The 24928-nt window shown below is 46.9% G+C and carries 19 protein-coding genes; 5 read left to right on the plus strand and 14 right to left on the minus strand.

Features of this window, described 5'->3' with window-relative positions; translation table 11 throughout:
- Nucleotides 1-116 precede the first annotated feature (116 nt).
- Nucleotides 117-1106, plus strand: a complete 990-nt coding sequence (locus PPO43_RS06330) for a PorP/SprF family type IX secretion system membrane protein (RefSeq protein ID WP_272620967.1) — start codon at nt 117-119, stop codon at nt 1104-1106.
- A gap of 252 nt (nt 1107-1358) precedes the next feature.
- Nucleotides 1359-3914 carry an OmpA family protein gene (locus PPO43_RS06335; protein WP_272620968.1) on the plus strand — a complete coding sequence of 852 codons (2556 nt, stop codon included), beginning with the start codon at nt 1359-1361 and terminating at the stop codon, nt 3912-3914.
- Between the two features lie 67 nt (nt 3915-3981).
- Here the strand turns inward: PPO43_RS06335 and PPO43_RS06340 are convergent, their stop codons facing one another.
- Nucleotides 3982-4653, minus strand: a complete 672-nt coding sequence (locus PPO43_RS06340; protein ID WP_272620969.1) for a Crp/Fnr family transcriptional regulator — start codon at nt 4651-4653, stop codon at nt 3982-3984.
- Between the two features lie 239 nt (nt 4654-4892).
- Nucleotides 4893-6683 carry a BamA/TamA family outer membrane protein gene (locus PPO43_RS06345; protein WP_272620970.1) on the minus strand — a complete coding sequence of 597 codons (1791 nt, stop codon included), beginning with the start codon at nt 6681-6683 and terminating at the stop codon, nt 4893-4895.
- Between the two features lie 299 nt (nt 6684-6982).
- Here PPO43_RS06345 and PPO43_RS06350 point away from each other — a divergent pair, with 299 nt between their 5' ends.
- On the plus strand, nt 6983-8431 hold the full coding sequence (locus PPO43_RS06350; protein WP_272620971.1) for an L-serine ammonia-lyase: 1449 nt from the start codon (nt 6983-6985) through the stop codon (nt 8429-8431).
- Nucleotides 8432-9125: 694 nt separating this feature from the next.
- Here PPO43_RS06350 and PPO43_RS06355 read toward each other — a convergent pair.
- From PPO43_RS06355 to PPO43_RS06365, 3 genes are all read right to left on the minus strand, one after another.
- Nucleotides 9126-9731, minus strand: coding sequence for an LON peptidase substrate-binding domain-containing protein (locus tag PPO43_RS06355; RefSeq protein WP_272620972.1), 606 nt, complete (start codon nt 9729-9731; stop codon nt 9126-9128).
- Between the two features lie 261 nt (nt 9732-9992).
- Nucleotides 9993-10757: an MBL fold metallo-hydrolase gene (locus tag PPO43_RS06360; protein ID WP_272620973.1), complete on the minus strand. Its 765-nt coding sequence runs from the start codon at nt 10755-10757 to the stop codon at nt 9993-9995.
- 11 nt (nt 10758-10768) lie between these two features.
- Entirely contained in the window at nt 10769-12553 is a 1785-nt protein-coding gene (locus tag PPO43_RS06365; protein WP_272620974.1) for a gliding motility-associated C-terminal domain-containing protein, read from the minus strand.
- Between the two features lie 212 nt (nt 12554-12765).
- Here PPO43_RS06365 and ygiD point away from each other — a divergent pair, with 212 nt between their 5' ends.
- Nucleotides 12766-13650 carry a 4,5-DOPA dioxygenase extradiol gene (gene ygiD / locus PPO43_RS06370; RefSeq protein ID WP_272620975.1) on the plus strand — a complete coding sequence of 295 codons (885 nt, stop codon included), beginning with the start codon at nt 12766-12768 and terminating at the stop codon, nt 13648-13650.
- A 192-nt stretch (nt 13651-13842) separates the two neighbouring features.
- Here ygiD and PPO43_RS06375 read toward each other — a convergent pair whose 3' ends face one another.
- The 9 genes from PPO43_RS06375 to PPO43_RS06415 form a co-directional block, all read right to left on the minus strand.
- Nucleotides 13843-14466: a polysaccharide deacetylase family protein gene (locus PPO43_RS06375; protein WP_272620976.1), complete on the minus strand. Its 624-nt coding sequence runs from the start codon at nt 14464-14466 to the stop codon at nt 13843-13845.
- The gene (locus PPO43_RS06380; protein ID WP_442985443.1) at nt 14453-15199 is read right to left on the minus strand and encodes a shikimate dehydrogenase family protein; all 747 of its coding nucleotides are present in this window, start codon (nt 15197-15199) and stop codon (nt 14453-14455) included. The genes PPO43_RS06375 and PPO43_RS06380 overlap by 14 nt, the downstream gene beginning before the upstream one ends.
- A gap of 256 nt (nt 15200-15455) precedes the next feature.
- Nucleotides 15456-16511 (minus strand): dTDP-glucose 4,6-dehydratase, encoded by a 1056-nt coding sequence (rfbB, locus tag PPO43_RS06385; RefSeq protein WP_272620978.1) that lies wholly within the window; start codon nt 16509-16511, stop codon nt 15456-15458.
- The gene (locus tag PPO43_RS06390) at nt 16511-17443 is read right to left on the minus strand and encodes a UDP-glucuronic acid decarboxylase family protein (protein WP_272620979.1); all 933 of its coding nucleotides are present in this window, start codon (nt 17441-17443) and stop codon (nt 16511-16513) included. Before PPO43_RS06390 ends, rfbB begins: the two co-directional genes overlap by 1 nt.
- A 6-nt stretch (nt 17444-17449) precedes the next feature.
- Entirely contained in the window at nt 17450-18772 is a 1323-nt protein-coding gene (locus PPO43_RS06395; protein ID WP_272620980.1) for a UDP-glucose dehydrogenase family protein, read from the minus strand.
- Nucleotides 18773-19361: 589 nt separating this feature from the next.
- On the minus strand, nt 19362-20183 hold the full coding sequence (locus PPO43_RS06400) for a ParA family protein (protein WP_272620981.1): 822 nt from the start codon (nt 20181-20183) through the stop codon (nt 19362-19364).
- A gap of 305 nt (nt 20184-20488) precedes the next feature.
- Nucleotides 20489-21739, minus strand: a complete 1251-nt coding sequence (locus tag PPO43_RS06405; RefSeq protein WP_272620982.1) for a hypothetical protein — start codon at nt 21737-21739, stop codon at nt 20489-20491.
- A 23-nt stretch (nt 21740-21762) separates the two neighbouring features.
- Nucleotides 21763-22347 carry an RNA polymerase sigma factor gene (locus tag PPO43_RS06410; protein ID WP_272620983.1) on the minus strand — a complete coding sequence of 195 codons (585 nt, stop codon included), beginning with the start codon at nt 22345-22347 and terminating at the stop codon, nt 21763-21765.
- 30 nt (nt 22348-22377) lie between these two features.
- The gene (locus tag PPO43_RS06415; RefSeq protein WP_272620984.1) at nt 22378-23298 is read right to left on the minus strand and encodes a hypothetical protein; all 921 of its coding nucleotides are present in this window, start codon (nt 23296-23298) and stop codon (nt 22378-22380) included.
- 280 nt (nt 23299-23578) lie between these two features.
- Here PPO43_RS06415 and PPO43_RS06420 point away from each other — a divergent pair, with 280 nt between their 5' ends.
- Nucleotides 23579-24910 carry a dicarboxylate/amino acid:cation symporter gene (locus PPO43_RS06420; protein WP_272620985.1) on the plus strand — a complete coding sequence of 444 codons (1332 nt, stop codon included), beginning with the start codon at nt 23579-23581 and terminating at the stop codon, nt 24908-24910.
- The last annotated feature ends 18 nt before the right edge of the window (nt 24911-24928 follow it).

Consider the following 24928-nt stretch of genomic DNA (forward strand, 5'->3'; position numbering starts at 1 on the left):
AAATTATTCTTTTCCAAAACTTAAATGCTATTTTTGTGAGGGTTTGGACCATAAAATACAGATGCATTTTGGTCCCCCTCTCAAAATGACATTCCTCTTAATAATAATTGACTGATATGAGCGCGCGTATTTTATACACTTTTCTTTTTAGCTGTTTGCTGAGCTTAAGTATGCAAGCCCAGCAAGATCCAATGTTTACCAAATACATGTTTATGCCTATGGCTTATAATCCCGCTTATGCAGGAACGGCTAAGGTTTTAGATATGGGGATTTTGCATCGCCAACAATGGTGGGGGATTGAGGGAGCACCAATGACGCAGGCCATCAATCTGCATTCTCCCGTAGAGGGAAAAAACATTGGTTTGGGCCTAAATATGTCTTTGGACCAAATTGCCAACTCTCGTCAATTTAATGTCTATGGCTCTTTTGCCTATCATATCCCCATCAACAAATCGGTAAAATTATCTATTGGTATGCAGGGAGGGGTTTCTAACTGGGCCGCCGATTGGACCGACTTGGAGCTAGAAGATCTTAACGACCCTGCTTTTCAGAATTTGCAACCCAATCTATGGTTGCCCAACTTTGGTGGGGGACTTTACCTCTTCTCTGAAAAGTGGTTTGTGGGTCTATCTGCCCCTATGCTCATCAATAATGCTTTGCGCCAAGAAACCAACAACCCCAATATTCCTGTGGCCCAACAATATCGCCACTATTATTTGTCTGGAGGTGTAGCGATTCCCATCAACTCTAGTATGGTGTTCCGTCCCTCTTTGTTGCTTAAGCATGTGGGGCTATTTGAGAAAAATGAGCTTAATAATGTAGCGGCACCTACAGAAATGGATGTAGATCTTTCGCTCTTGTTTAATAATCGCCTTTGGGTAGGTGCATCTTTCCGTACTGCTTTAGAAGTGATTGACCAATCTAGCACTTATGATTCTGTAGATTTCTGGATCTCTATGCGCTTTGAGAATGGCCTCCGCATTGGTGCCGCCTATGATTATACGTTAACGGAATTGCAAGGGCCCGCCCAAGGATCTTATGAGATTATGTTGGGTTATGACTTGATGCGTTACAAAGGAAAAACCACGCACGTCCGTTACTTCTAAATATTACTTGAATAAAGAGAGAGCAGCAAAATAAAACGACTAAGTACAGGACCTTTTATGCTGCTCTTTCTGCGTTTAGCAGGCGGCGAAGCCGCCGCAGGCTGAGGGATGGAAAAGGGTGGCCCTTGGGCCAGACCTAGGCGGCAAAGCCGCCGCAGGGCCGAGCGAATAGCGAGCCCTGACACAGCCCGACCCGAGCAAAGCGAGGGGCAGCCCCAAAATAAAAGCGTCTTGTGCTTAAATAAAACATATATGCGTTATAATAAATCCTTTCTTCTATTACTTTTATTTAGCCTTTTGGGGACTGGCCTAATGGCCCAGAAGGGAAAATTGCGTAAGGCGAAACGCCTGATGGAGGACTATAATTATCAGGGGGCCATTGATGTCTATCTAAAAGTATTGGAGAATTATGATGAAGCGGAGGCTAAACTAAATATTGCCGAATGTTACCGTATGCTCCGCAATTCTGATGAGATGGAGTACTGGTATGGGCAGGTATCTTTGATGCCTCAGGCCCCACCAATTACTTTGCTTTATTATGCGCAGGCCCTACAGATGAATGGGAAATGCCAAAAGGCGACCCAATGGGTGCGAGAATACCTCAAACTCATGCCCGATGATACCCGCGCACGCTTTTTAGAAAAGGGTTGTGAGGAGTCTATGGTGGAAAACTTACGGGCTGCGGGGGATCTGTACGACCTAGAACCTCGTCCAGAATTGAGCAGTAATGCCGATGATTTTTCGCCTGTTTTGTATAAGGATGGGGAAAAGGAAAGAGTAATTATTAGCTCGACTCGTGATCGGGTAAAGTCTAAGTTTCCAACCAAAATTGTAGAAGATAAATGGACCGAAGACGGCTTTGCTCAACTCTTCGATTTTGAATTGACGCTTAAAGACGAGAAGAAATATATTTACGATTATGGCGATGCCGAAAAGTACGCTAAGAAAATTCGTAAAACGCCCCGACATATTGGCCCAATTACCTTTAATGCCGACCAAACTCAGGCTTATTTCTCAGCAACAGACCTAGACGGTAAGGCTGGAAATGAAGATGGCGTGCTCCGCCAAAAAATCTATTTGGTCAATAAAAAAGGGGACAAATGGGATAAACCCGAAGGCGTGGTCTTCAACGATGAGGGCTATAATGTGATGCACCCCTCTTTGTCTAAGGATGGAACGATGCTCTTCTTTGCCTCGGATATGCCTGGGGGATTTGGGGGCTTAGACCTCTATGCCTCTTATATGGAAGGTGGCCGCTGGTCGGTTCCCGTTAACTTGGGCCCCACCGTAAATACAGAAGGCGATGAGGCTTTTCCCTTTGCTCATGGCGAGGGCGTAAACATGACCCTCTATTTTGCCTCTAATGGTTTGGTGGGTCTTGGTGGACTAGATATTTATAAGGTGACCGAAAGCTATGGTGCTTGGCTAGACCCAGTCAACCTCGGCTATCCAATCAATAGTAATAAGGATGATTTCTCGATTACGATGAATGAAACCAAAACCTATGGACTAATCGCTTCTAATCGAGATAATAGCGAAGGCCAAGGCGATGAGGGCGTAGGCGACCAAATTTATAGCTTTACTAAACTTTCGGTTTCTGTAGAAGTCATCGTTTTTGATAAAACAACCGAAATGCCCATTGAAGGGGCTACCGTTTATACCGCTTGTAGCTCTGTAGATAGCTATACCACCAACCGAGATGGTAAAGCCTTTTTGGAAGTAGGGCTCGATAATCCCTGCGATTTTGCCGCAGAAATGCTCAATTATCGCCCGAATAACGTTCGAACAAAAGCTACAGAAATCAAACCCGGCCAAACGGTCGTGATCCAAATTCCCTTAGACCTTGAAAGAGTATTTGATGTAGGAGGTACCGTAATCGATGGCTATTCTGAACAACCTTTAGGAAATGCTTTGGTCCGCCTAAAATCAGATTGCGAAGGAACAATCAATGAGTTGTCTACCCTAACCGATGAAACAGGCTATTATGAATTCCTCGAAATCAATGAGGATTGCGACTATCAACTGATTGTCTCTAAAGATGGCTATACCAAATCTTCTTCTACCTTCACCACCAGAAATATCGGTAAAGGAGATGAAGCCATTGAAGTCGATTTGGCCATTAACTGCCTACCAGGTACCGCAGATTGCCCCGACCAAAAGAAGTTTCCCGAAGATTGCTTGCCCACAGGTAACCAAGACGAAAATGGTTATGATGAATGTGAGGACCAAGAAGGCAACAAGAACTACATTGATGTCAATGGCAATAAAATCTATATGGTCACCCCAGAAGGCGATACGATCTGGTTCCAACGCCCAGAAGGCGTACCCGAAATCGTACACATTTTCTACGATTTTAATAGAGCAAATATCCGCCCCGATGCTCGTCCTGGCCTAGATTCTTTGGTGGCATTTCTCGAAATGTTCCCCCAAGCTTCTGTTCGCTTTACCTCTCATACCGATGCCCGTGGGAAAAAGCGCTATAATAAGCGCCTATCTCGCCGCCGAGCTGAGTCTGTGGTCCGCTACCTGATCGCTAAAGGAATTGCCAAAAAACGCCTGAAAGCAGAAGGAATGGGCGAAACGGTAATGCTCAACGATTGCTATGACGGCATCCCCTGTACCGAAGAAGAACATCAGGAAAACCGCCGTACAGAGTTTACAATTATTGACTGGAAAGAAGACGGCACCGAGCTGAAATCACTCAAACGCATGGATGGTATTAGTATCGATCCCTGCCGCGATTGCCCCGAAGCTCCCGCTGTAGAAGATGAAGAAAGCCTAGATGAGTCTACTTCTAGTACCAACTAAATGAACAAAATAAAAAGGACCACTTTCAATCAGAAAGTGGTCCTTTTTCGTTGCTTTAAACTACCGCCTATTCACGGTTCCAATTCTCTAGCTCTTCAGGCTCTAACAACAAATCAATTCTGTTCCGCCCCAATTTGAGCAATTTATTCCGCTCCAATTTCTTAAGCAAACGAGAAACCGCCTCCCTAGAAGCATTCAGCTCTCTAGCAATCTCCTGATGCGTAGTGCTCAAGCTATTCTGCCCCAACGAACGCGCCTTGCTCGCCAAATAACGCAACAAACGCTCATCCATCTTCAAAAAAGCAATATTGTCCAAGGCCGTAAATAACTCCTCAAAACGATTGTTGTAAGAAGTCATCACAAACTCTCGCCAACTGTGATACTGCCCCATCCAATCTTCCATCTTTTGCAAGGGAATAAAAATAATCTGACTAGGCTCCTCCGTAATCGTCCGAATCTCACTTTTCCTGCGCATCATACAACAAGTAAAAGCCATCGCACAGGTATCGCCCCCATTCAGGTAATACAAAAACAACTCGTTGCCGTCCTCCGATTGACGCAAAACTTTTACGCTGCCCTCAATCACCAAAGGCACATAGCGAATATAATCGCCATAATCCATCAACATCTCATTGGCCTCAAAACTCTTTAAAGTCGAGGAGGCTACAATCTCATTTTGCAACTCTAATTCCGTCAGTAAAGGAAAAGATTTGCGTACCAAATGTGTGGTCAGTTCCATATTTTATAGGGATTTTTCAAAAGTGGATATGCTGTTGTTTTTGGGCCTCCGCAGCAAAGCTGCGGCGCTATGTTACAGGGCTCGCTATTACTTGCTTCGTTGCGTCAGCTCCCGTTGGTCGGGTCGCTCGGCCCTGCGGCGGCTTTGCCGCCTAGGTCTGGCCTGCGGCCACCCCTCCGCAGCGCTGGGCCGCTCAGCTGTTTTCTTTGCGCTTGGCCAATAGCTTCGGCCGCAAGTACTTAAAAGCGATTCAAATAGCCAAAATGTATTTTGGCGTTGCGAAACAAAATAGCATTTTCCCAATAGTTTCCCAAAGCATAACTAATCGCAAATATGCCTACTGGGGTTTCTAAGGCTAAGCCCGCCCCAAAAGCATAGGTGTTTCGCTGCTGGCTAGCCTGTTCAAATTGGGCCAAATCACCAAATAAATAGGTGTAGCTATTTTGGCCCAAAATATAACGGACTTCCACACTTACTAAGTGATAATTCTCACTTAAGATGCTTTGTTCATCAAATGCCCGCAAGAGCTGCTGCCCCCCTAAACGAAATAACTCATTGTCGTACTTCTGAGCAGGCCCCAAAATATAGCCCATCCGATAACGCCCCATTACACTAAGCTGCCCCAATATCGGCTGATAATACTGCAAATCGGTCTCTATCTGATATTGGGCTGCCGTACTAGCAGTATCATAGAGTTGCCCAAAATCAAAGTCCAAATCCGCTGGGTCCTTTAAATTCAATATGGCCGAATTGGGCCGAATACTTTTCTGCCCCAAACTCCCTGTCAAGCCTAAGATAAATCCCCGCCTAGGATTCCAACGATAATCTACCCGCCTTAAATGATAATCTAAGCCCAACATATTCTGCCGACTATCAACCAAGCTGGGCAACTGCCGATTCTGCAAAACCGTTAAGGTATCCATTTGCTGCACAGTTGTAGTACTATTTTTCCAAAAAGCAGTCAGCTCTTGGTTCCCATCAAAAAGATAACTAAGGCCCAATTGACTAATGATGTCGATATAAGTGCTATCTCTCCGATAAATGGAAAAGTCGCCCTCTAAACCCAAAGGCGTTTTAAAGATATAAGGCGCCGAATAGACCAAGTTCAATTCCGAACGGCCCGTCTCAAATTGTTGCCATTTGCCCGCAATCTGCTGCCCCCGCCCAAAGGGATTTAAGAGCTCTATATCTACCTGCCCCGTAAATTTAAAGCGAGGAGCAGGAGGAATTGCATTGTCATTGGGCAAAACCCCAAAGATCACATCAAAGCGGCTGGCATTTTTCTTCTGCACAAATAAGATGGGCTTGGCCAAATTCCCCTCAAATAGAATGTAGGGATCGGCAGAAAGGGCCAAAAAGGGGAGCTCCGCTACCCGCTTGCGAATAGTCTGTATTTTCCGCTCATCATATAAATCTCCTTTTTTTAGGCCCAAATAACGAGACAAAAACCCTTTGCGAATGGGGATTGGCCCTTTCTTCTTTCCCTTTTGCCGAATATCTAAACTATCTAAGCGAATCAATGGCCCTTGGTCCAATAGTAGCTGAGCCGAAATATTCTGCCCCTCTATCTTGTCTAGCTGCCAATGCGTTTGCGCAAAGGGATAACCATGGCGCTCGGCATATTCTAATAAGGCCAATTCTAAATCAGAGATTTGCTCCATAGAAAAAGCCTGCCCTTCCAAATCCCAATATTTTGGCCCCAAGGCCGCCAACTGATAAGGCGAAATACTATCTAGGGCCAACTGCTCTAAGCGATAGACAGGTCCCAAGATAACGGGCACAACATAAGCCTGACTATCCAACTGCCTAGGCGGCCCCAACTCAGCAGCCAAATACCCCAACTGATGTAGCCTTGCCAATTGTTTGGGCCAGTATTGCTGCAAGGCCGCAGCCGTTAAGCCCTGAGGTTCAGCCTCTTTCTTGAGCCAACGCTTAGGCAAACTATCCAAAGGAAAGGCTAAAGAAAACTGCTGCCCATAAACAACAACAGTAGATAATAAGCAAACTAAAAATATAAGCAAAGAAGGCATAGACAAAGCTATTTTGGGAACTGTTCTGTATGAGCCCTTAAATTCATCTGGCTCTCCCAACCAGCATTATGGCTGAGGGATGGTAGGGGGTGGCCGAAGGCCAGACCAAGCTTTTGAGCAAAGCGAAAAAGCGCAGGGCCGAGCGAACAGCGAGCCCCCGCACAGCCCGACCCGAAGGCCCAAAGGGCCGTAGGGGCAGCCCCAAATAAATAATAACAAAACTTTTAAGCGATTTAAAGTAGGGGGCTTAGGCGAATTGAAAACTAGTTGTAATTTAGTCCGCACAGAAAACAACAACTATGCAAGAGGATTCATTAAGCGTTTTTGATATGTTTAAGGTGGGCGTTGGCCCCTCGAGCTCGCATACGCTGGGCCCATGGAATGCCATGCTGCACTTTATTCACAAACGACTTGGGGCCGAGAATTGGCCAAAGGTAAAACAAATTCGGCTAGAGCTTTATGGCTCTTTGGCCAAAACGGGTATTGGGCACGGGACCGATATTGCGGTGCTGATGGGCCTGCTCAATGAGGACCCCAAAACGACGGATACCGATTTAATTGGGGCCCGCATTCAAGATATTAAGGCTGGCCAACGGATTTTGCTGGGCGGCCAAATAAAGGTCCCTTTTTGCTATGAACAGGATCTGCAGTTTTGGCCCGAAAACCTGCCTTATCATCCCAATGGCATGAAGGTAAAAGCCTTTTTGGCCGATAAAATAATTGAAGAAACTTACTACTCCGTAGGCGGTGGCTTTATTGAATGGGCCTCGGCTCTAGACCATCCGCATATTCAGGAGGAACAGGATTTTCCAGAGCTGGTCACCAGCTATTCGGTCCGCAAAGCCAAGGATATTCTCAATTATTGCCAAGCTATGGATGGCGCCTCGATTAGCCAGTTTGTCTTGGAAAGAGAGAAGCAATGGCGACCCGCCGAAAGCAGCCTGTTGCAAGCTTGGGAGATCTGGGAGGTCATGAAGGCCTGTGTCTATAAAGGTTGCCACCAAACTGGGATTTTGCCTGGAGGCCTGCAGGTGCACCGCCGCGCCAACCGCATGATGCAACGCCTATTGGGCGAAAACGCTAGTTATAGCAATGTCCAAGAATGGATCGGCCTGATTCGAGGGAAACAACATGCTCATCAAGATATTTTTAAGTGGGTCAGTTGCTTTGCCCTCTCCGCCAATGAGGAAAATGCGGCCTTTGGCCGAGTGGTTACGGCCCCTACCAATGGGGCTTCTGGCGTGATTCCCGCCGTGCTGATGTACTATATCTGCTTTGCCGATAACTTTAAGAAGGAGAATATCGCTCGCTTTCTCCTAACGGCTGGACAGGTAGGGGTTTTGTTCAAAATCAATGCGACCATTTCTGCGGCTATGGGCGGCTGTCAAGCCGAAATTGGAGTCTCCTCGGCTATGGCCGCCGCTGCCCTGACCGAATGTCTGGGCGGTAGCTATGAGCAGGCCCTAATCGCTGCCGAAATTGCTATGGAACACCATCTGGGCCTCACCTGTGATCCTATTGGGGGGCTGGTCCAAATTCCTTGTATCGAGCGCAATAGCATGGGGGCCATTAAGGCGATCAATGCGGCCTATTTGGCCCTAGAAACAGAGCCAGGCCAAGCTAGAGTGGCCCTAGATGAGGTCATTTTGGCTATGTGGGAAACCGCTCAAGATATGAACTTTAAGTATAAGGAAACTGCAGAGGGCGGGCTGGCTGTACAAGTGCCAATCGGCCTTTCAGAATGTTAGGAGGATGATTAGGGGCTGCCCCTACGGCCCTTTGGGCCTGCGGGTCGGGCTGTATCGCAGCTCGCAGTTCGCTCGGCCCTGCGCCGCCTTCGGCGGCTGGGTCTGGCCCTTCGGGCCACTGCTGCCCATCCCTCAGCCGATTCGCTGGCCGAAGGCCAGCGCAGGCCGTTAGCCCTAGGTTATACGCTATAGGGGAGCATTGTAGCAAAGCAGTCCTATCTATTTTTGCTGTGTTCTAGAGGACTAAATGAGAGCGAAGACCTTGGGGGCTTGGCTCTTTTTTTTTGTAAATTCTGGCTAGTAGGGCCTAAAATAAGGGGAAGGATTATCAGAGGTCCTCCTTAGGAGGTGCAGAGGTCCTCTTTAGGACTACTGTAGGTCCTCGCTAGCATCAAGAGAAGTCCTCGCTAGGGTTTCCTTAGGTCCTCCTGAGGACCTAAAGACCTCCTCCTGAGGATTAGGAGAAGTCCTCGCTAGGATTAAGGAAAGTCCTCAAGAGGATTTTCATTGGTCCTCTCGAGGACTAGTATAGGTCCTCGCTTGGGGGTGTAAGAATCCCCCTGAGGACTATGCGACCCCTACAGAGGGGTATGGGAACCCCTCTGTAGGGCTAGGAGAACCCCTCTCTGAGACCGCAAAGAGGAGCAACTACCATAGTAGTTGCTCCTCTTTATTATTTGGCCAAAGGGTTGATTTAATTAAAGCAAAAGCCTTTATAGACGGCTTTTTGTTGCATCAGTAACAGGCCCAACTGCTTGACTTCATAGCGGAGTAAGGCTTTACGGGCGGGGCTATTTGGGGGCAGTTGTAGATAATTCAGCTTAGCGATATCTTGAATAGGGAGTTGAGCGAGGAGGTCAAATTCGCCCATATCCTTTTTAATAGTGAGGGGAAGGGCCAGAGGATATTGGGCTTTGAGTAAGCGAAGTTGTTGGATTAGCCAGTGGTCCTCTATGCGTAGATTTTGGGCATTAAGCACTTGAACCTGACCACCGGGATAGGGTTTATCTTGCCATTTAGGTTCGTACTGAGCCAATTGGAAAAGGTCTACTACTTCTAGGTAGATATCGGCTCGGCCATCGGGATGAATCTTAAGGATAGATTTGAGGCGGGCCAGACAGCCTAATTGTCCAGTTTGTGGGGCCTCATCTATAGTACAAGGAATACCGATGAGTGGCTGCTCTCCTGTTTTTAGGTCCTCTAATAATTTGCGGTAGCGAGGCTCAAAAATATGGAGTTCGAGTAGTTCGCCAGGCAGTTTGATTAAGGGGAGGGGGAAGAGTGGCAGCGCTTTAAGCATAGGCAGTTTTATTTATAGTAACAGATGAAAGATAAAAACTGTTGATGGCTATTTTAGTGATTTAGGAGGAGTAGGGATAAAAAAAGGGCAGCCCAGCTAAAACATAACTGTTGAGTAGCCCAGCGATCTGAAGGGGTGGCCGTAGGTCAGACCGAGCCAGCAGAGCTGGCGACAACAAGGCTGAAAGCCGCAGTTCGATGACTGAAGGGAGTAACCACCGCAACATTATATTCAGCGGTGGCCCAAAAAGAAAAACTAATTTTAATCCACTTCAATTTCTAGCCCGTCATAGGCAAAGCGAATATGTTTGGGCAGAGGGGCTTCCTGCTCTTCATGTAGGCCCATATTATGGCTGATGTGTGTGATAAAGGCTCTTTTTGGAGCGATGCGTTTAATCTCTTCTAGGGCTTGGGCCAGCGTAATATGAGAATAATGTTCTTCGTGGTGCAGGGCACTAATGACCAAAGTATCGAGTCCCTGCAAATAGGTGTATTGGTCCTCAGACATAGCCTTAAAATCGGTCAGATAAGCAAAATTGCCGATGCGGTAGCCCATCACGGGCAGGCGGCCGTGGCTATATTCCACGGGCATCCAATCTAGGCCGATCAGTGAAAAAGGCTGATTTTTTTCTACTGTTTGCAAGAGGACCTTGGGCACACCGGGATAATCGGCGGCAAAAATGTAGGCAAAGCTCTCTTTGAGGGCCTTTTGGACGCGGGTCGTGGCATAGAGCGGCATATCCATTTCATGTCGAAAATTAAAGGGGCGGACATCATCTAGGCCAGCCACATGATCTCGGTGTTCATGCGTAATGACGAGAGCCTCGATTCGGTCTACGTTAGCGGCCAGCATTTGAGCTCTAAAATCGGGGCCGCTATCAATGACCACTGCTTGGCCCTGATGTTCTATCAGGATAGAAACTCGCAGGCGTTGATTTCGGGGATCTTTGGATTGGCAAACCTCGCAATCGCAGCCAATTACTGGAATGCCTTGAGAGGTTCCCGTTCCTAAAAATCGAATTTTCATAGTTTATAGCTTTAACGCAGTAAAAAGAGGGAGCCCTTTTGCTGCTTGTCTTTGCCCGCTTCTAATTGATATTGGGCCAAATAAATATAGACACCTTGAGGGGCGGGTTGACCGTTGATTTTGCCATCCCAACCCTGCATAATATCTACAGATTCAAAAATTAGGGCGCCATAGCGATCATAAATTTGTAGGCGGTAATTGCCTATATTTTGGCCAAAGGCTGCTCGAGGTCTAAACAGAGGGTTTCGGCCATCGGGAGCTAGGGCATTGGGAAAATGGAGCAAGGCTCTTTGGCTCAAGCAAAACTCATTGGAACGGCTCGACCAAAAGCGGTATTGGCCGTTGGCTAGTTTTAGGCGGCCCTCGGCCTGTACATAATAACAGCGGTTGGCCTGTTCTGGATTAGTTAAATCCACAGGATCTAAAAATGTTCGCTGGCTGCTATCTAAAAAACTAATTTGTTGCCATTGGCCTTGCTCCAAAGCATAGAGCTGATAAAACTCGGCTTCTAAGCTATCGCCTTCTAGCGGCAACCAATCTAAGCGGTTTTCAAAATTATCTAGGGCCTCGCCTCTTAGCTCTAGACTAAGCGCTTGATTGCTCGAATAGCTTAGGCCACAAAGATCTCTAGCAATAACTCGGTAATAATAGGGCCCCGCAGCACTGTCTATCCCCAGATCCAAATAGCTATTCTGCTGATTAGTTTGTACGGGAATCACTAAGCGATCCTCCCAGTTTTGCCCATCGGTAGAGCGTTGTAATCGACCTTCGGCAAAATCGCTATCCAAATCCCAGCGCCAGTGCACTTCTATACCAGCATTGGCGGGGGTATAACTGAGCTCCGTCAATTCTAAAAAGTCAATGGGGCGATTGGCCGAGATATTAAAATCTAAGATATTGCTATTGGCTCGATAACTACCATTTTCCTCCATGGCTTCTATCCAAAAACGCAGGCTTTGGCCATCCTCCGCCCCCAAGTAACTATAGCTATTGCTATTCACGGTATCTATCAGTTGGGGACTACCCCCATTTTCTTGCATCCAAACCAAATAGCCCGCCACCCCATCGGCCCAATTTTCATAGGGGTTCCAGTTTAAATCTAAACGGCGGCTACAAGGCTCAAAGCTAGACGATAAAAACATAGAACTATGTGGACCAGTGGTACCATCTACAGACGTACCCTCTCCCAATGGACCTTTATTACAATTGCTCACGGCAACTATGGCATAGCGCACCAATAAATCCGCAGAATTGACATCCGTGAACTGCGTACCCGTTACTAATTGGTTATTTGCAGGATAAGGGAAAAAATTACCCGATCCATAGGGATTCTCTTTATAAATCTGATAACCAATAATGCCTGGGCTCGGACTAGCCGACCAGCTCAAAACAGGCACACCCGTCTGCAAATCTACAGACTGAAGATTGGGCGTGATGGGCCGAGCATTATCTATCACCGTAGAACGAGTTAAAATACTCGCCCCACAAAGTAGCCCCACTTGATAAAAACGGTTTCCCCCACTTCCATATAAATACAACTCGCCCAACTGAGCAGGATCTGTAATAGTATCTATCGGCTGCAAATTGCTAGCAGTAGGTCCAGAAAAAACCACATAGGCCGTGAAATTTGCACAAAGATTGGAGGAGGACCAAGTCAAAGAATCATTGCTACTACCTGTCAACTGCCGAGCACAAAGATCAAAAACAGCCGCCTGTCCCCTCCCCTGCTCAGGCAAAAGACAGAGGAAAAACAAGAAGCCAAAGAAATATAAATAGATATCGCGCATAAAATTCATCCTGATTTATCGAACTGCAAGAGCTCAAATTTAAAGATAATCAAAAAGGAATAAAGGCCGAAAAGCCCGCTTTACTGCAGCATTAACGATTGGCCCCAGTCAAAGATTATGAACGCAATTTCTCCAAATCCCTAAAATAAGCGTTAAAACTTAATGGAAAACTTGGAAAACTGAAACAAAGTCTATACATTTAATGTATATACATCAATATTATGAAACGGAAAGATTTTGTCAAATGGCTAGCACTTAGCCCATTCTTATTTGCTATGCAACCACTATCTAAATTAGGCAACTGGAGCGACTCGCTCGACAACAGCGCCAAAATGCCCGTCCTATTTTTAGGACACGGTAGCCCCATGAATGCGATCGAAGAGAATCAATTCGTGCGCAACTTTAGAGATTTGGGTAAAAAATTGCCCAAGCCTAAGGCAATTCTTTGCGTTTCGGCTCACTGGCTCACGCAAGGGACCAAAATCATGGCTTCTGATCCGCCCAAAACAATTCACGATTTTGGCGGCTTCCCTCAAGCCCTCTTTGATGTGCAATATCCCGCTCCTGGCGACCAACAACTGGCCCGCGAGGTCCGTGATATGGTCGGTGGCGATTTGGACCACAGCTGGGGGCTCGATCACGGTTCTTGGTCGGTCATCAAGCACCTCTATCCCAAGGCCGATGTGCCCGTCATCCAGATGAGCATTGATTATAATAAACCCGCCAGCTACCATTTTGAGTTGGCCAAAAAGCTACAACAGCTCCGCCACAAAGGCGTGTTGATCGTAGGAAGCGGTAATATTATTCATAACCTCCGCCAGGTCAATTTTTCTAAAATCAATACGATTGGTTATGGCTACGACTGGGCCAAGGAGGTCCACGCCAAAACGGGCCAATACCTCAAGGACCAAAATTATCAGGCCCTCATTGACTATAAAAAGGGCGGCAAAGCCTTTGAATTGGCCATCCCCACCCCCGACCACTATTTTCCCATGATCTACAGCATCGGCCTAGCCGACAAAAACGATCAAATCCGCCTGTTCAATGATGAACTTTTGGGCGGTAGCCTCAATATGACTTCTTTCATTTTGGGCGAGGGAATTTAATTTTTTTGGGGGCTGCCCCGCCCTGCGGGCGGGTCGGGCTGTGTCGCGGCTCGCTTTTCGCTCGGCCCTTCGCCAGCTCTGCTGGCTCGGTCTGACCTACGGCCACCCCTTTCACATCGCTAGGCCTGCGGGCCTTCGGCCCTGCAAAACGCAAATAAAGGAGCAAAACTTCGGTTTTGCTCCTTTTTTCTTTTAAGGCAAGGCCTTAAAAGAATACCCCTTTGCGCTAAAATATGCCAAGAGCTCTGGCAACAAAACTCGAAGATGAGCGCCCGCCTTCAGGCTATCATGCAAGACGATAATGCTTCCATCTTGGGCCTTTTTTTTGAGCAGCTGCATAGATTGTTGGGGGCTTCTTTGGGCATCAAAATCGCCAGGAATAATTTCCCAAGCAATGATTTCATAGCCTTTGGCCCGAATGGCCTTGGCTTGGCTAGGCCGAATGCGGCCGTAAGCTGGCCGAAAATAACGGGATTGGATAAACTGCTCGGCCTTTTCCAAATCGGCTAGATAATCGACAGTACTGCTTTTCCAGCCATTGAGGTGGGCATAGCCGTGCATAGCCAAACAATGCCCTTCGGCTAGGGTGGCTTGGGCCAAAGCGGGCAAGGCCGCTACATTTTTGCCTAAGCAAAAAAAGCTAGCTTTCGCTTGATAGCTAGCGAGTTGGTCCAAAATCCAGCGGCTGTGTTCTGTTGTGGGCCCATCATCGAAAGTAAGGTAGAGGCAAGGCCCAGTAGAAGAAGCTGGATAATGCGTGCGCATAGTCGAAAAAAAGCGCTGCCAAAAGCGGGGCGTATATTTAGGATACCACATCTCTATTCCAGATTTCCCAAGATTTTTCGGCTTGTCCAATGAGCATAGGCAAGCCATTTAATGTTTTGGCGCCTTGTTCGGCCCCTTTTTGCAAAAATAGCGTTTGGGCTGGATTGTAAATGAGGTCGTACAAATAATGATTGGGACCAAGGGCTTCATAGGGTAAAGCTGGGGCCTGATCTATTTTGGGGTACATGCCCAGGGGCGTTGTATTCACAATCAATTGATAATCTTGTAGGAGTTCGGCACTCAGGTCTCTGTAGCTCAGTTGCCAGCGTTCGGGGGTTCTGGAAACCACCTTATGCGGAATCGCTTCTAATTCTAGGGCGTGGGCCACCGCTCGGGCAGCTCCGCCATGGCCCAAAACTAGGGCTTGTAGGGCGGGCCCCTCTCCTAGTAGCTCTTGCAAACCTAAGCGAAAGCCCATCACATCAGTATTATGCCCCATGAGCTGGCCATTGGGCAAAAACTGAATACAATTGACGGCCCCCACGGCCACGGCCGTAGGCGCTAAAACCGAGAGATAAGGAATCACCGCCTGTTTATAGGGAATCGTTACATTGAGTCCCTGCAGTTGAGGGTATTGGGCCAAAAGCTCGGGCAGGGCCTCAATTTGGTCCAGGGGAAACGCCTTATATTCGGCGCTGAGGCCGGCTTTTACAAATTTCTGATTAAAGTAATTGGGGGAAAAGCTATGTTGGAGGGATTTGCCCAATAAGCCATAAAGTTGCATGAGAATAAGATTAGTGGGGAAAGAAAATAATTGGTCCAATTGGATTTTGCAGGGCCGAAGGCCCGCAGGCCTAGCGATGTGAAAGGGTGGCCGTCAGGCCAGACCGAAGCGCTGCAAGCGCTGAAGGGCCGAGCGAATAGCGAGCCCTGTAACGTAGCGCCGCAAGGCGAAGCCGCAGCGGAGGCCCCAAAACGACAACAAAGGGAGTAAGGCCCCTAAAAAGCAGAAAGCCCCCAAAAAGGAGGCTTTGCATAATCTATTGATATTGTTTTTCGTAGTAATCGCGGTAGCTACCAGAGACAATATGCTCTAGCCAATCTTCATTATCGAGATACCATTTGACGGTTTTTTCTAGGCCCTCTTCAAATTGGAGAGAGGGGCCAAAATCCAGTTCATTTTGCAATTTACTGGCGTCGATGGCATAGCGGCGATCGTGGCCGGGGCGGTCCTTGATGAAGCTAATGAGTTGTTCGGCGCTGCCGGCTTCTCGGCCCAGTTGTTTGTCCATAATTTTGCAGAGCAGACGGACCAGGTCGATATTTTTCCATTCATTGTGGCCTCCAATATTATAGGTTTCGCCTAATTTTCCTTGGTGGAAAATTTTATCAATAGCGGCGGCATGATCCTTCACCCAAAGCCAGTCGCGGGTATACTTCCCGTCGCCATAAATGGGCAAAGTTTTCTGCTTTTTGATGTTATTGATACAGAGCGGGATCAGTTTTTCGGGAAACTGATTGGGGCCATAATTATTGGAGCAATTGGAGATGACCACAGGCAGGCCGTAGGTATGGTGGTAGGCGCGCACAAAATGGTCGGAGCTTGCTTTAGAGGCCGAATAAGGCGAGCGGGGATCGTAGGCGGTTTCCTCCGTAAAGAGGCCCGTTTCGCCTAGGGTGCCATAAACCTCATCGGTAGAGACGTGATAAAACAGCTTATCGGCCATGTTATTGGCCCAAGCCTTACGGGCGGCTTGCAGGAGTTGGAGGGTCCCCATCACATTGGTTTCCACAAAAGCGAGTGGATTCTCGATAGAGCGATCCACATGAGATTCTGCGGCCAGGTGAATAACGCCATCAAATTGGTATTGCTCAAAAAGTTGGTCGAGCAGGTTTTGGTCCAAAATATTGCCTTTGACAAAGCTATAATTTGGGGCTTGTTCTACCGATTTGAGATTTTCTAGATTGCCAGCATAAGTTAGGGCATCTAGGTTGATAATTTGATAGTTCGGATATTTATTCACGAGCAGCTCCACCAGATGGCAGCCGATAAAACCGGCGCCACCTGTAATGAGCAAAGTTTTTTGATTCTTCATTAGAGGAGTACTTTTTTGAAGTATTCATAGGTTTTGGCCATCCCTTCGGCGCGGCTCACCTTGGGTTCCCAGTCTAAGATTTCTTTAGCTAGGCTAATATTGGGTTGGCGTTGTTGGGGATCGTCTTTGGGGAGTGGGTGGTAGCCGATGCTTCCTTTGCCTACCATTTGGACCACCTCTTTGGCAAAATCGAGAATCGATATTTCGTCGGGATTACCAATATTTACGGGCATAGCATAATTGCTCATGAGCAGGCGGAAAATGCCTTCTACCAAATCATCTACATAGCAAAAAGAGCGGGTTTGCTGTCCTTTACCAAAGACCGTAATTTCTTGGTCCAGCATCGCTTGAGAGAAGAAAGCGGGAAGTGCTCGGCCATCGTCTACGCGCATACGGGGACCATAAGTATTAAAGATCCGTACGATGCGAGTTTCCAGTTGGTGGTAGGTATGATAAGCCATAGTAATGGCTTCTTGGAAGCGTTTGGCCTCATCATAGACACCACGGGGGCCGATGGGGTTCACATTCCCCCAATAATCTTCTGTTTGGGGGTGAACAAGGGGGTCGCCATAAACCTCTGAGGTAGAAGCGACCAAAATGCGAGCATTTTTGGCTCTCGCCAAGCCCAAAAGATTATGCGTACCCAAAGAGCCTACTTTGAGGGTTTGGATCGGAATTTTGAGGTAGTCAATAGGGCTAGCGGGAGAGGCAAAATGCAAGATATAATCGAGTTCTCCGGCCACATGTACAAACTTAGAGACATCATGATGATGAAACTCGAAGCGTTCTAGGGGGAAAAGGTGTTCGATATTGCGGATATCGCCTGTAATGAGGTTATCCATGCCGATCACGTGCATGCCTTCAGCAATAAAGCGATCGCAAAGGTGAGAGCCCAGAAAACCTGCGGCTCCAGTAATCAATACGCGTTTCATAGTTTATTAGGCTTTAGGGTGAACGGTAGCACGGCCAATGCTTTCGTAATAAAAAGGTTGTTCGCGCATTTGCTCTAGCGAGTAAACGTTGCGGCCATCAAAGATGACATTGTTATTGAGCAGGCTAGCAATTTTAGCAAAATCGGGTGTGCGGAACTCGTTCCATTCGGTCAAAATAGCCAAAGCATCAGCACCTTCTAGGGCCTCATATTTATTTTCGCAAAGTGTAATTTTATCGCCAAAGATTTGCTGAATATGGCTCATCGCTTCGGGATCAAAAGCCTGTACTTTTGCGCCTAGCTCTAGCAATTGTTCAATAATCAAAAGTGCGGGTGCCTCGCGGATATCGTCGGTATTCGGCTTAAAAGACAAGCCCCAAAGTCCAATCGTTTTGCCCTTGATTTCATCGCCATAATAGTTCTCTAACTTTTCGACTAGGCGGTTTTTCTGTCTTTGGTTTACCTGCATAACTGACTTTAGAATTTTAAAGTCAAAATCATACTCTTCTGCCGTTTTGGCTAAAGCCTTTACATCTTTAGGGAAACAGCTTCCGCCATAACCGATACCCGGAAATAGGAAGCGCTTACCAATGCGGTTATCTGAGCCCATTCCTTTGCGTACTGCATCTACATTGGCACCTACACGCTCGCAGAGGTTAGCAATTTCATTCATGAAAGAAATACGGGTAGCCAAATAAGAGTTAGCTGCATATTTGGTCATTTCAGCCGAGCGCTCATCCATAAAATAAATGGGGTTACCTTGGCGAACAAAGGGCATATATAGCTGCTTCATCAATCCGCGAGCACGGTCCGAATTGGTTCCAATAACCACCCGATCGGGCTTCATAAAATCTTCTACGGCTACGCCTTCTCGCAAAAACTCTGGATTAGAGACCACATCAAAAAGTGATTCATCTAGGTTTTCGGCCAAAATCGCATGTACTTTTTCAGCTGTGCCTACGGGTACCGTACTTTTATCAACAATTACCTTATAAGAAGTGATGATTTTGCTCAAATCAGCAGCTACGCCCATAACATAAGAGAGGTCAGCAGAGCCATCGCCACCGGGAGGGGTGGGCAAAGCCAAAAAGATAATTTCTGCATCTTTGATAGCATCGGCCAAATTGGTTGTAAACTTAAGGCGGCCAGCCTGTGCATTGCGCTCAAAAAGGTGGTCCAATTCGGGCTCATAAATGGGAACCTGTCCGGCCTGCATTTGCCGCACTTTCTCTTCATTGATATCTACACAAATTACGTGATTGCCCGTCTCGGCAAAACAAGTTCCTGTTACTAGCCCAACATAGCCAGTCCCTACGATTGCAATATTCATAGCCTAGAAATGATAATTATGGTTTAAAAATCTGGGCAAATATACAGTGAACTCATTTAAAAACAACTGTCCTTGCGCTTGAAAGCTAATTTTGCGCCCTTCCTCGTTATTTTTCTCCACGATAGCGCTGCTATCCTGTCAAAAAATGCCTAAAATGACTCAAAATTTTTACTCAAGCGCTATAAGAACGTCATCTTCAAATGAGTTCAGTGAACTCATTTAAAAACAACTGTCCTTGCGCTTGAAAGCTAATTTTGAATAGGATAAGCAGTTTGCTTTTAGCTGAGTTTTCTTGCTTTTGGACCTCTTGATAAATGTCCTCTTAAGCCCATTTCATTATTTTGATGAAAGAAGAAGCTGTTTATTCTTCTATTTAGTCGTAATTTTTGTCACAGCCTGTTTTGTTTTTGGGCCTCCGCAGCAAGCTGCGGCGCTACGTTACAGGGCTCGCTACTCGCTCGGCCCTGCGGCGGCAAAGCCGCCTAGGTCTGGCCGAACGGCCACCCTTTCACATCGCTAGTCCAAACGAGCTAGACAAAAAAGCGGCTGAGCCCTTAAGGGCTCAGCCGCTTGTGTTGGCCCAAAGCCTTTAGTCCTTATTTGCTTGCTTGCGCAATTGCTCTTTAAGTTCTTTCTTTTTGCCTTTTTGTCCATTCTTTTGCAAGATTTCCTGGGCCAAATTAAAGAAGTTGATGGCTCCTTTAGAGCTAGCATCATACATGGCCACGGGTTTGCCCTCACCTGGGGCTTCGGCAATTCTAGAGTTTCGGTGGATGACCGTTTTAAAGACTCTTTCGCCAAAGTATTTGCGCGCTTCTTCCACCACCTCTTTGGCGAGACGCAAGCGGGCATCGTACATAGAAAGCAAAATTCCTTCAATATCCAATTGCTTATTGATTTGGCTTTTGACCAAACGGATAGTATTCATCAATTTGCCTAATCCTTCCAAAGCGAAGTACTCGCATTGCACGGGAATCACCACAGAATCTGAGGCGGTCAAAGCATTAACGGTTACTAAGCCCAAAGACGGCAAGCAATCAATAATAATAAAGTCGTATTCTTCTTTGAGGGGCGCAATTAGGCCCTTCATGATATATTCTCTTTGCCAACGGTTGATTAGCTCGATTTCGGCCCCCACCAAATTGATATGAGCGGGCAATAGATCGAGATCAGGTGTTGTGGTCGACTGGATAATCGTTTTGGGGTCCAGTTCATTAACCAGACAGTCATATAAGCTCTGCTCAATACTATCTGGCGAAATGCCCACCCCTGAGGTGGCATTTGCTTGGGGGTCTGCATCAATAAGAAGGACCTTATGCTCTAAAATGGCTAGGCTGGCGGCCAAATTGATGGCCGTAGTGGTTTTGCCCACTCCTCCTTTTTGGTTAGCGATGGCGATTACTTTTCCCATATTATTACTGCCCGAAGGCATTTATTAACGTCTTTTTGGATACCCAACAAAAGTAATTTTTTTTTCCCTCAATTACAAATTGAAGATCTGCGGCTAAGCCCTAGCTATTTGGACCAAAAGTCAGTCTGGCCCAGCGCTGCGAAGGGGGGCGGCATAGCCGCAGACCGAGGGCGAAACGAAGTGGAGCCCGCAGGGCCGAGCGAATAGCGAGCCCCGCAGCATAGCGGCGGCCGCCCCGCTAATCAGGGCGGCCGCGGGCCCCAAAAAAAGCCCCTCTACAAAAGCAGAGAGGCTTAAATTAGCGTTTATTTCAATTTGCCGATTGCCTTAAATTGGCCATTGGCTTGTTGTTGCCAGAGTTGATTTTGGGCATCTAGGCCCCAGATGTTTTTGAGTTTAGCTTTGGGCAACAATGGATTTTGGCCTGCACTGCGGTAAACCAAACCATCTTCAGTTTCTATAATGAGTTCTTTGAGCGCTAGTTTCTCCCCATTTTCGTTTTGAGTATCCAAGGTTTTATCACTAGCCAAAACCTTTTGCCATTGAGCAGTTTGGCCATAGGCCCAGCTGCCAGATTCTTGGATAGCTGCTGACTCTGCGGCCTTCAGGGCCTCGGCTCGTTTAGCCTCTTGCTCGGCCAATGCCTTTTCATATTGGGCCAACTCTTTTTGGTAGCGAGCCTGGCTGGCTTGAGTATAAGGGATCAAGGGCTGTACGGCTAATTGGAGCTTTTGGTCCTTATTCTTGAGTTCCAATTGGTAGTGCAATTCGTCCTGTTTTTGGATACTAATATCGGTCCAGTTCACATCAAACCAATCTCCGTTAATTTTAGATTTAGGGGCCACCCAAAGCAGCTCCTTATATTGGGCCAAGGTTGGAAAATCCGCTGCATTGAGGTCTACATTAAAGACCTGCATATTATCCTTGAGCTTTTCGGGCGCCAAAGGTTTTTTGGGCAAGGGGAAATTCTTCTCTATTTGAGCGGCAACAGCTTCGGGTTCCTGACTAGCCATAGGTTCCCAGCTTTTGCTTGCTGCATCAAAATTAAAGAGTTGCAAACTGCCTTTTTCGGGCCACTCTAACTGAAGATCCGCTGCATTAGTTTGGAGCTGCCAGATGGCTTTGGGCCAAACAAAATTGCCTTCTTTTTGGGCCAAAGGCAAAAGCTCTGCCTGATAAATAGCCAAAGGTTCCTGAATAGATCGGCAGCGCAAATCTTTGGGCAAATCCCCATCTACAGCCTGCAATTTGGGTGGTGCTTGCTCCTCATAATTTTCATAGGCGGGCAAAAAGTTGAGTAATTCTTCAGAAGTTTCCGTTGTTTTGGGCAACATCCACCAAGTCAAAATGGCCAAAAGAACAGCCATACCCGCTCCCAATCCATAGCGAATAGCGGCAGGTGTTTTTGCTTTGGGCTCCAGCTCTTTTTGAGTCCTATCAGTTTGTTCGGTCTGTGCTTCAAATTGCCCCATCAGCGCATCAAAATCTTGGTACTGAGCAATTTTCTCGCTACTGAGCGGAGGTAAATCACGTTCAATTTTGTAATTGTTATTCATGACGGTTAGTTTATGTTAGTGGCCTAAGCCAGCTTTTTGAGCATTTTTTTCATTTTCTGTAAGAGCCGATACACCTTGACCTTTGCATTATTTTCGGTAATATCTAAGATGTCTCCTACTTCTTTGAATGGGCGCGACTCGAAGAAGCGAAGCTCCAGTAGTTGGACCTCCTCCGCCTTGAGCTGCTCGATAATTTCTTGCATCTGTTTGTAGCGAAACTCTAAGCCAATTTTATCATCAACTTCCATCTCATCTTGCAAAAGCTGCAATTGTTCTTCTTCTATATGAACCACTCTATGTCGACGGTTTTTTCTAAAAAACTGCGCAATTTCATTGCTCGCCAATCGATAGAGCCAAGCCCCAAAAGGTAAGCCTCTATACTCATAACTGCCCAAATTTTGCATGGCTTTTAGAAATACCTGAGAGCAGAGGTCTGCACTCAAACTTTCATCCCCCGTCCGCTTATAAATGAAGCGGAAAATGGGCTCGTGATATCGCCTATATAGTGGTCCAAATGCCCGGGGCTGCTGCTGCGCCTGCTGAACCAGCTCCCATTCGGCTTCTAGTTCTTCTTGAGTTTTTGGAATATGGTTGGAAGATGTACTCATCTGTCTTTCTTACTGTGAACGGACTGTGTTCTATTCGCTAATGGAGTATTGAAAATCATATACGTATTGCAAGCCCTCTTTTTCTACTATTTTACGAGAAAGAAGACCTGCTGGCCCTTCATACTCATAGAAAATTCGTTCGGCCAATTTTCGCTCACCCTCCGCATTAAAGCTATGGCGCTCTTTTTTATATAGCCGATGACTACTATACTGGTAATTTTCGTCCCAAATTAGTCGATTCATTCGGTCTTTCCTAGTTTTTGTCAATACTTGGCCCTCTTCATTGAGCTGGGCCCGCTCTCTATATATTAAACGATGCTGATCATGATAAAGACGGGCGACCTGCGCATCCTCTTCATAACTATACAACAACAAACTTTTGTTGGGCCAAGCCGCCTGCATCTCATTGAGATCCCTCATCTTCCCCACATCCTCCACACGCTGCCGCAACAAACGCCCCTGCTCATCAAAATCATAGACAAAGAGTTGCCTAAACTGCTGCTCCTGCTTATATTCCGTCACTTTTTGTAAAGGAACAGAATCCTTTTTGTACAAAAAAGTATGCAGATATTTTATGCGATCTTCCTGCAAAGAATCAAACTCAAACTCATCTATCGCCAAAATTTGCCCCTGCCGATAATAATAATCCAACCGCCGCTCCTTATCCCCCGTAGGCAAATAATAACTACTTTTATACGGCTTCCCATCCCGAAGAATGTGCCGCTCCAACTGATAGGCCGCCTGAACTTCTGGCCCCAAAGCCCCCAAAGATAAACTACTATCTAGTTGATTTATAGATAACCAAACCGATAAATCATTATACCCCCCCGCCTCTTTCAATGCCGCTACCGAATAGGGACGCTCTGGATAAGCTAATGCAAATTTATCTTGCAATAGCTGGGCATTTAGCCCCCAACTCCAACAGCAAAAAAGTAGCAAAAGACGCATCATGAAAAAAAGAATTTAATTTATCGACAGACTTTATTTATTTTTTGGGGCCTCCGCAGCAAGCTGCGGCGCTATGTTGCGGGGCTCGCTATTCGCTCGGCCCTTCAGCGCTACGCGCTTCGGTCTGGCCTGACGGCCACCCCTCCACAGCGCTAGGCCAATTAACCCTCGGCCAACAACAAAGTCTCTCCACCATCATTAAGACAAAATTACTCAAAAGATACAAGGATGCTCAGGCCTTTTTGGCTGCAAGCTGCAATTTTGCCCAAAAAAAATTATCTACATGAAAAAACTAGCCCTACACTGGCAAATTTTATTAGGCATGTTAGCCGGGATCGTTCTCGCAGTGATCGCCCTACAATTAGGGACCACACTCGAAAATGGCGAGAATACCGCAGCCATCTTTATCCAAAACTGGATCAAACCCTTTGGGACCATTTTTATTAACCTGCTCAAAATGATTGCGGTCCCCCTTATTGTCACTTCACTCATTAAAGGGGTGGCCGACCTCCAAGATATTTCTAAGCTCTCCCGCATGGGCGGACGCACGATTCTCTTTTATGTTTGTACCACAGTTATTGCCGTGAGTATCGGCCTCATTATGGTCAATATTATTGAGCCCGGCGGCGGCGTTTCTGAAGCCACCCGCGACGGACTCTTGGCCCAGTTTAAAGGCGATGCCGATAGCAAGATTATGGCCGCCGCCGCCGAAAAAGGCAAAGGCCCTCTCCAAGCCCTGATCGACCTGGTCCCCTCCAATATTTTTGTGGCCCTCTCCAATAATGGCTTGATGCTGCAAACGATTTTCTTTGTCATTTTCTTTGGCATCGGCATTATCTTGATTGATCCCAAAAAGGCCGAACCCGTCAAAGCTTTCTTTGATGGAGCCAATGAGGTGGTCCTCAAACTTATTGACCTCATTATGCTGGGCGCTCCCTATGGGGTCTTGGCTCTGATGGCCTCTCTCGTGGCCGAAGCCCCCGATGCCGAGATTTTCTATGCCCTGATTTGGTACGCCCTAACGGTGGTCCTTGGCCTCGCTAGCCTTATTGTTATTGATGTGCTGCTGGTGATGCTCTTTGCCAAAAAGTCGCCTAGCTTTTTTACCAAAAATATTCTTCCCGCTCAATTACTCGCCTTCTCGACCAGTTCTAGTGCCGCCACCCTACCTGTTACTATGGAGCGAGTAGAGGAGCATATTGGCGTGAGTAAGGAGGTTAGTAGTTTTGTCTTGCCCGTTGGCGCTACCATCAATATGGACGGAACCAGTTTGTACCAAGCCGTTGCCGCCGTCTTTATAGCCCAAGTGCTCGGCTATGAGCTCACTTTGGGCGCCCAACTAAGCATTGTAATGACCGCTACCCTAGCCTCTATTGGCTCTGCAGCCGTGCCTGGTGCGGGTATGCTTATGCTGGTCGTAGTACTCGAATCTATTGGGGTGCCCTCTGCAGGTATTGCCCTTATCTTCGCTATTGACCGCCCTCTCGATATGTGTAGAACGGTAGCCAATGTTACTGGAGATGCCATGGTGGCCACTTCTGTAGCTGCTAGCTTGGGCGAACTCAAAGAACCTGAGGTTAAAAATTGGGATGACCACTACCATAAGGAAGAATAAACTCAAGGCTTTTTTGCA

It is taken from the genome of Saprospira sp. CCB-QB6, from assembly GCF_028464065.1.
Lineage (GTDB): Bacteria > Bacteroidota > Bacteroidia > Chitinophagales > Saprospiraceae > Saprospira.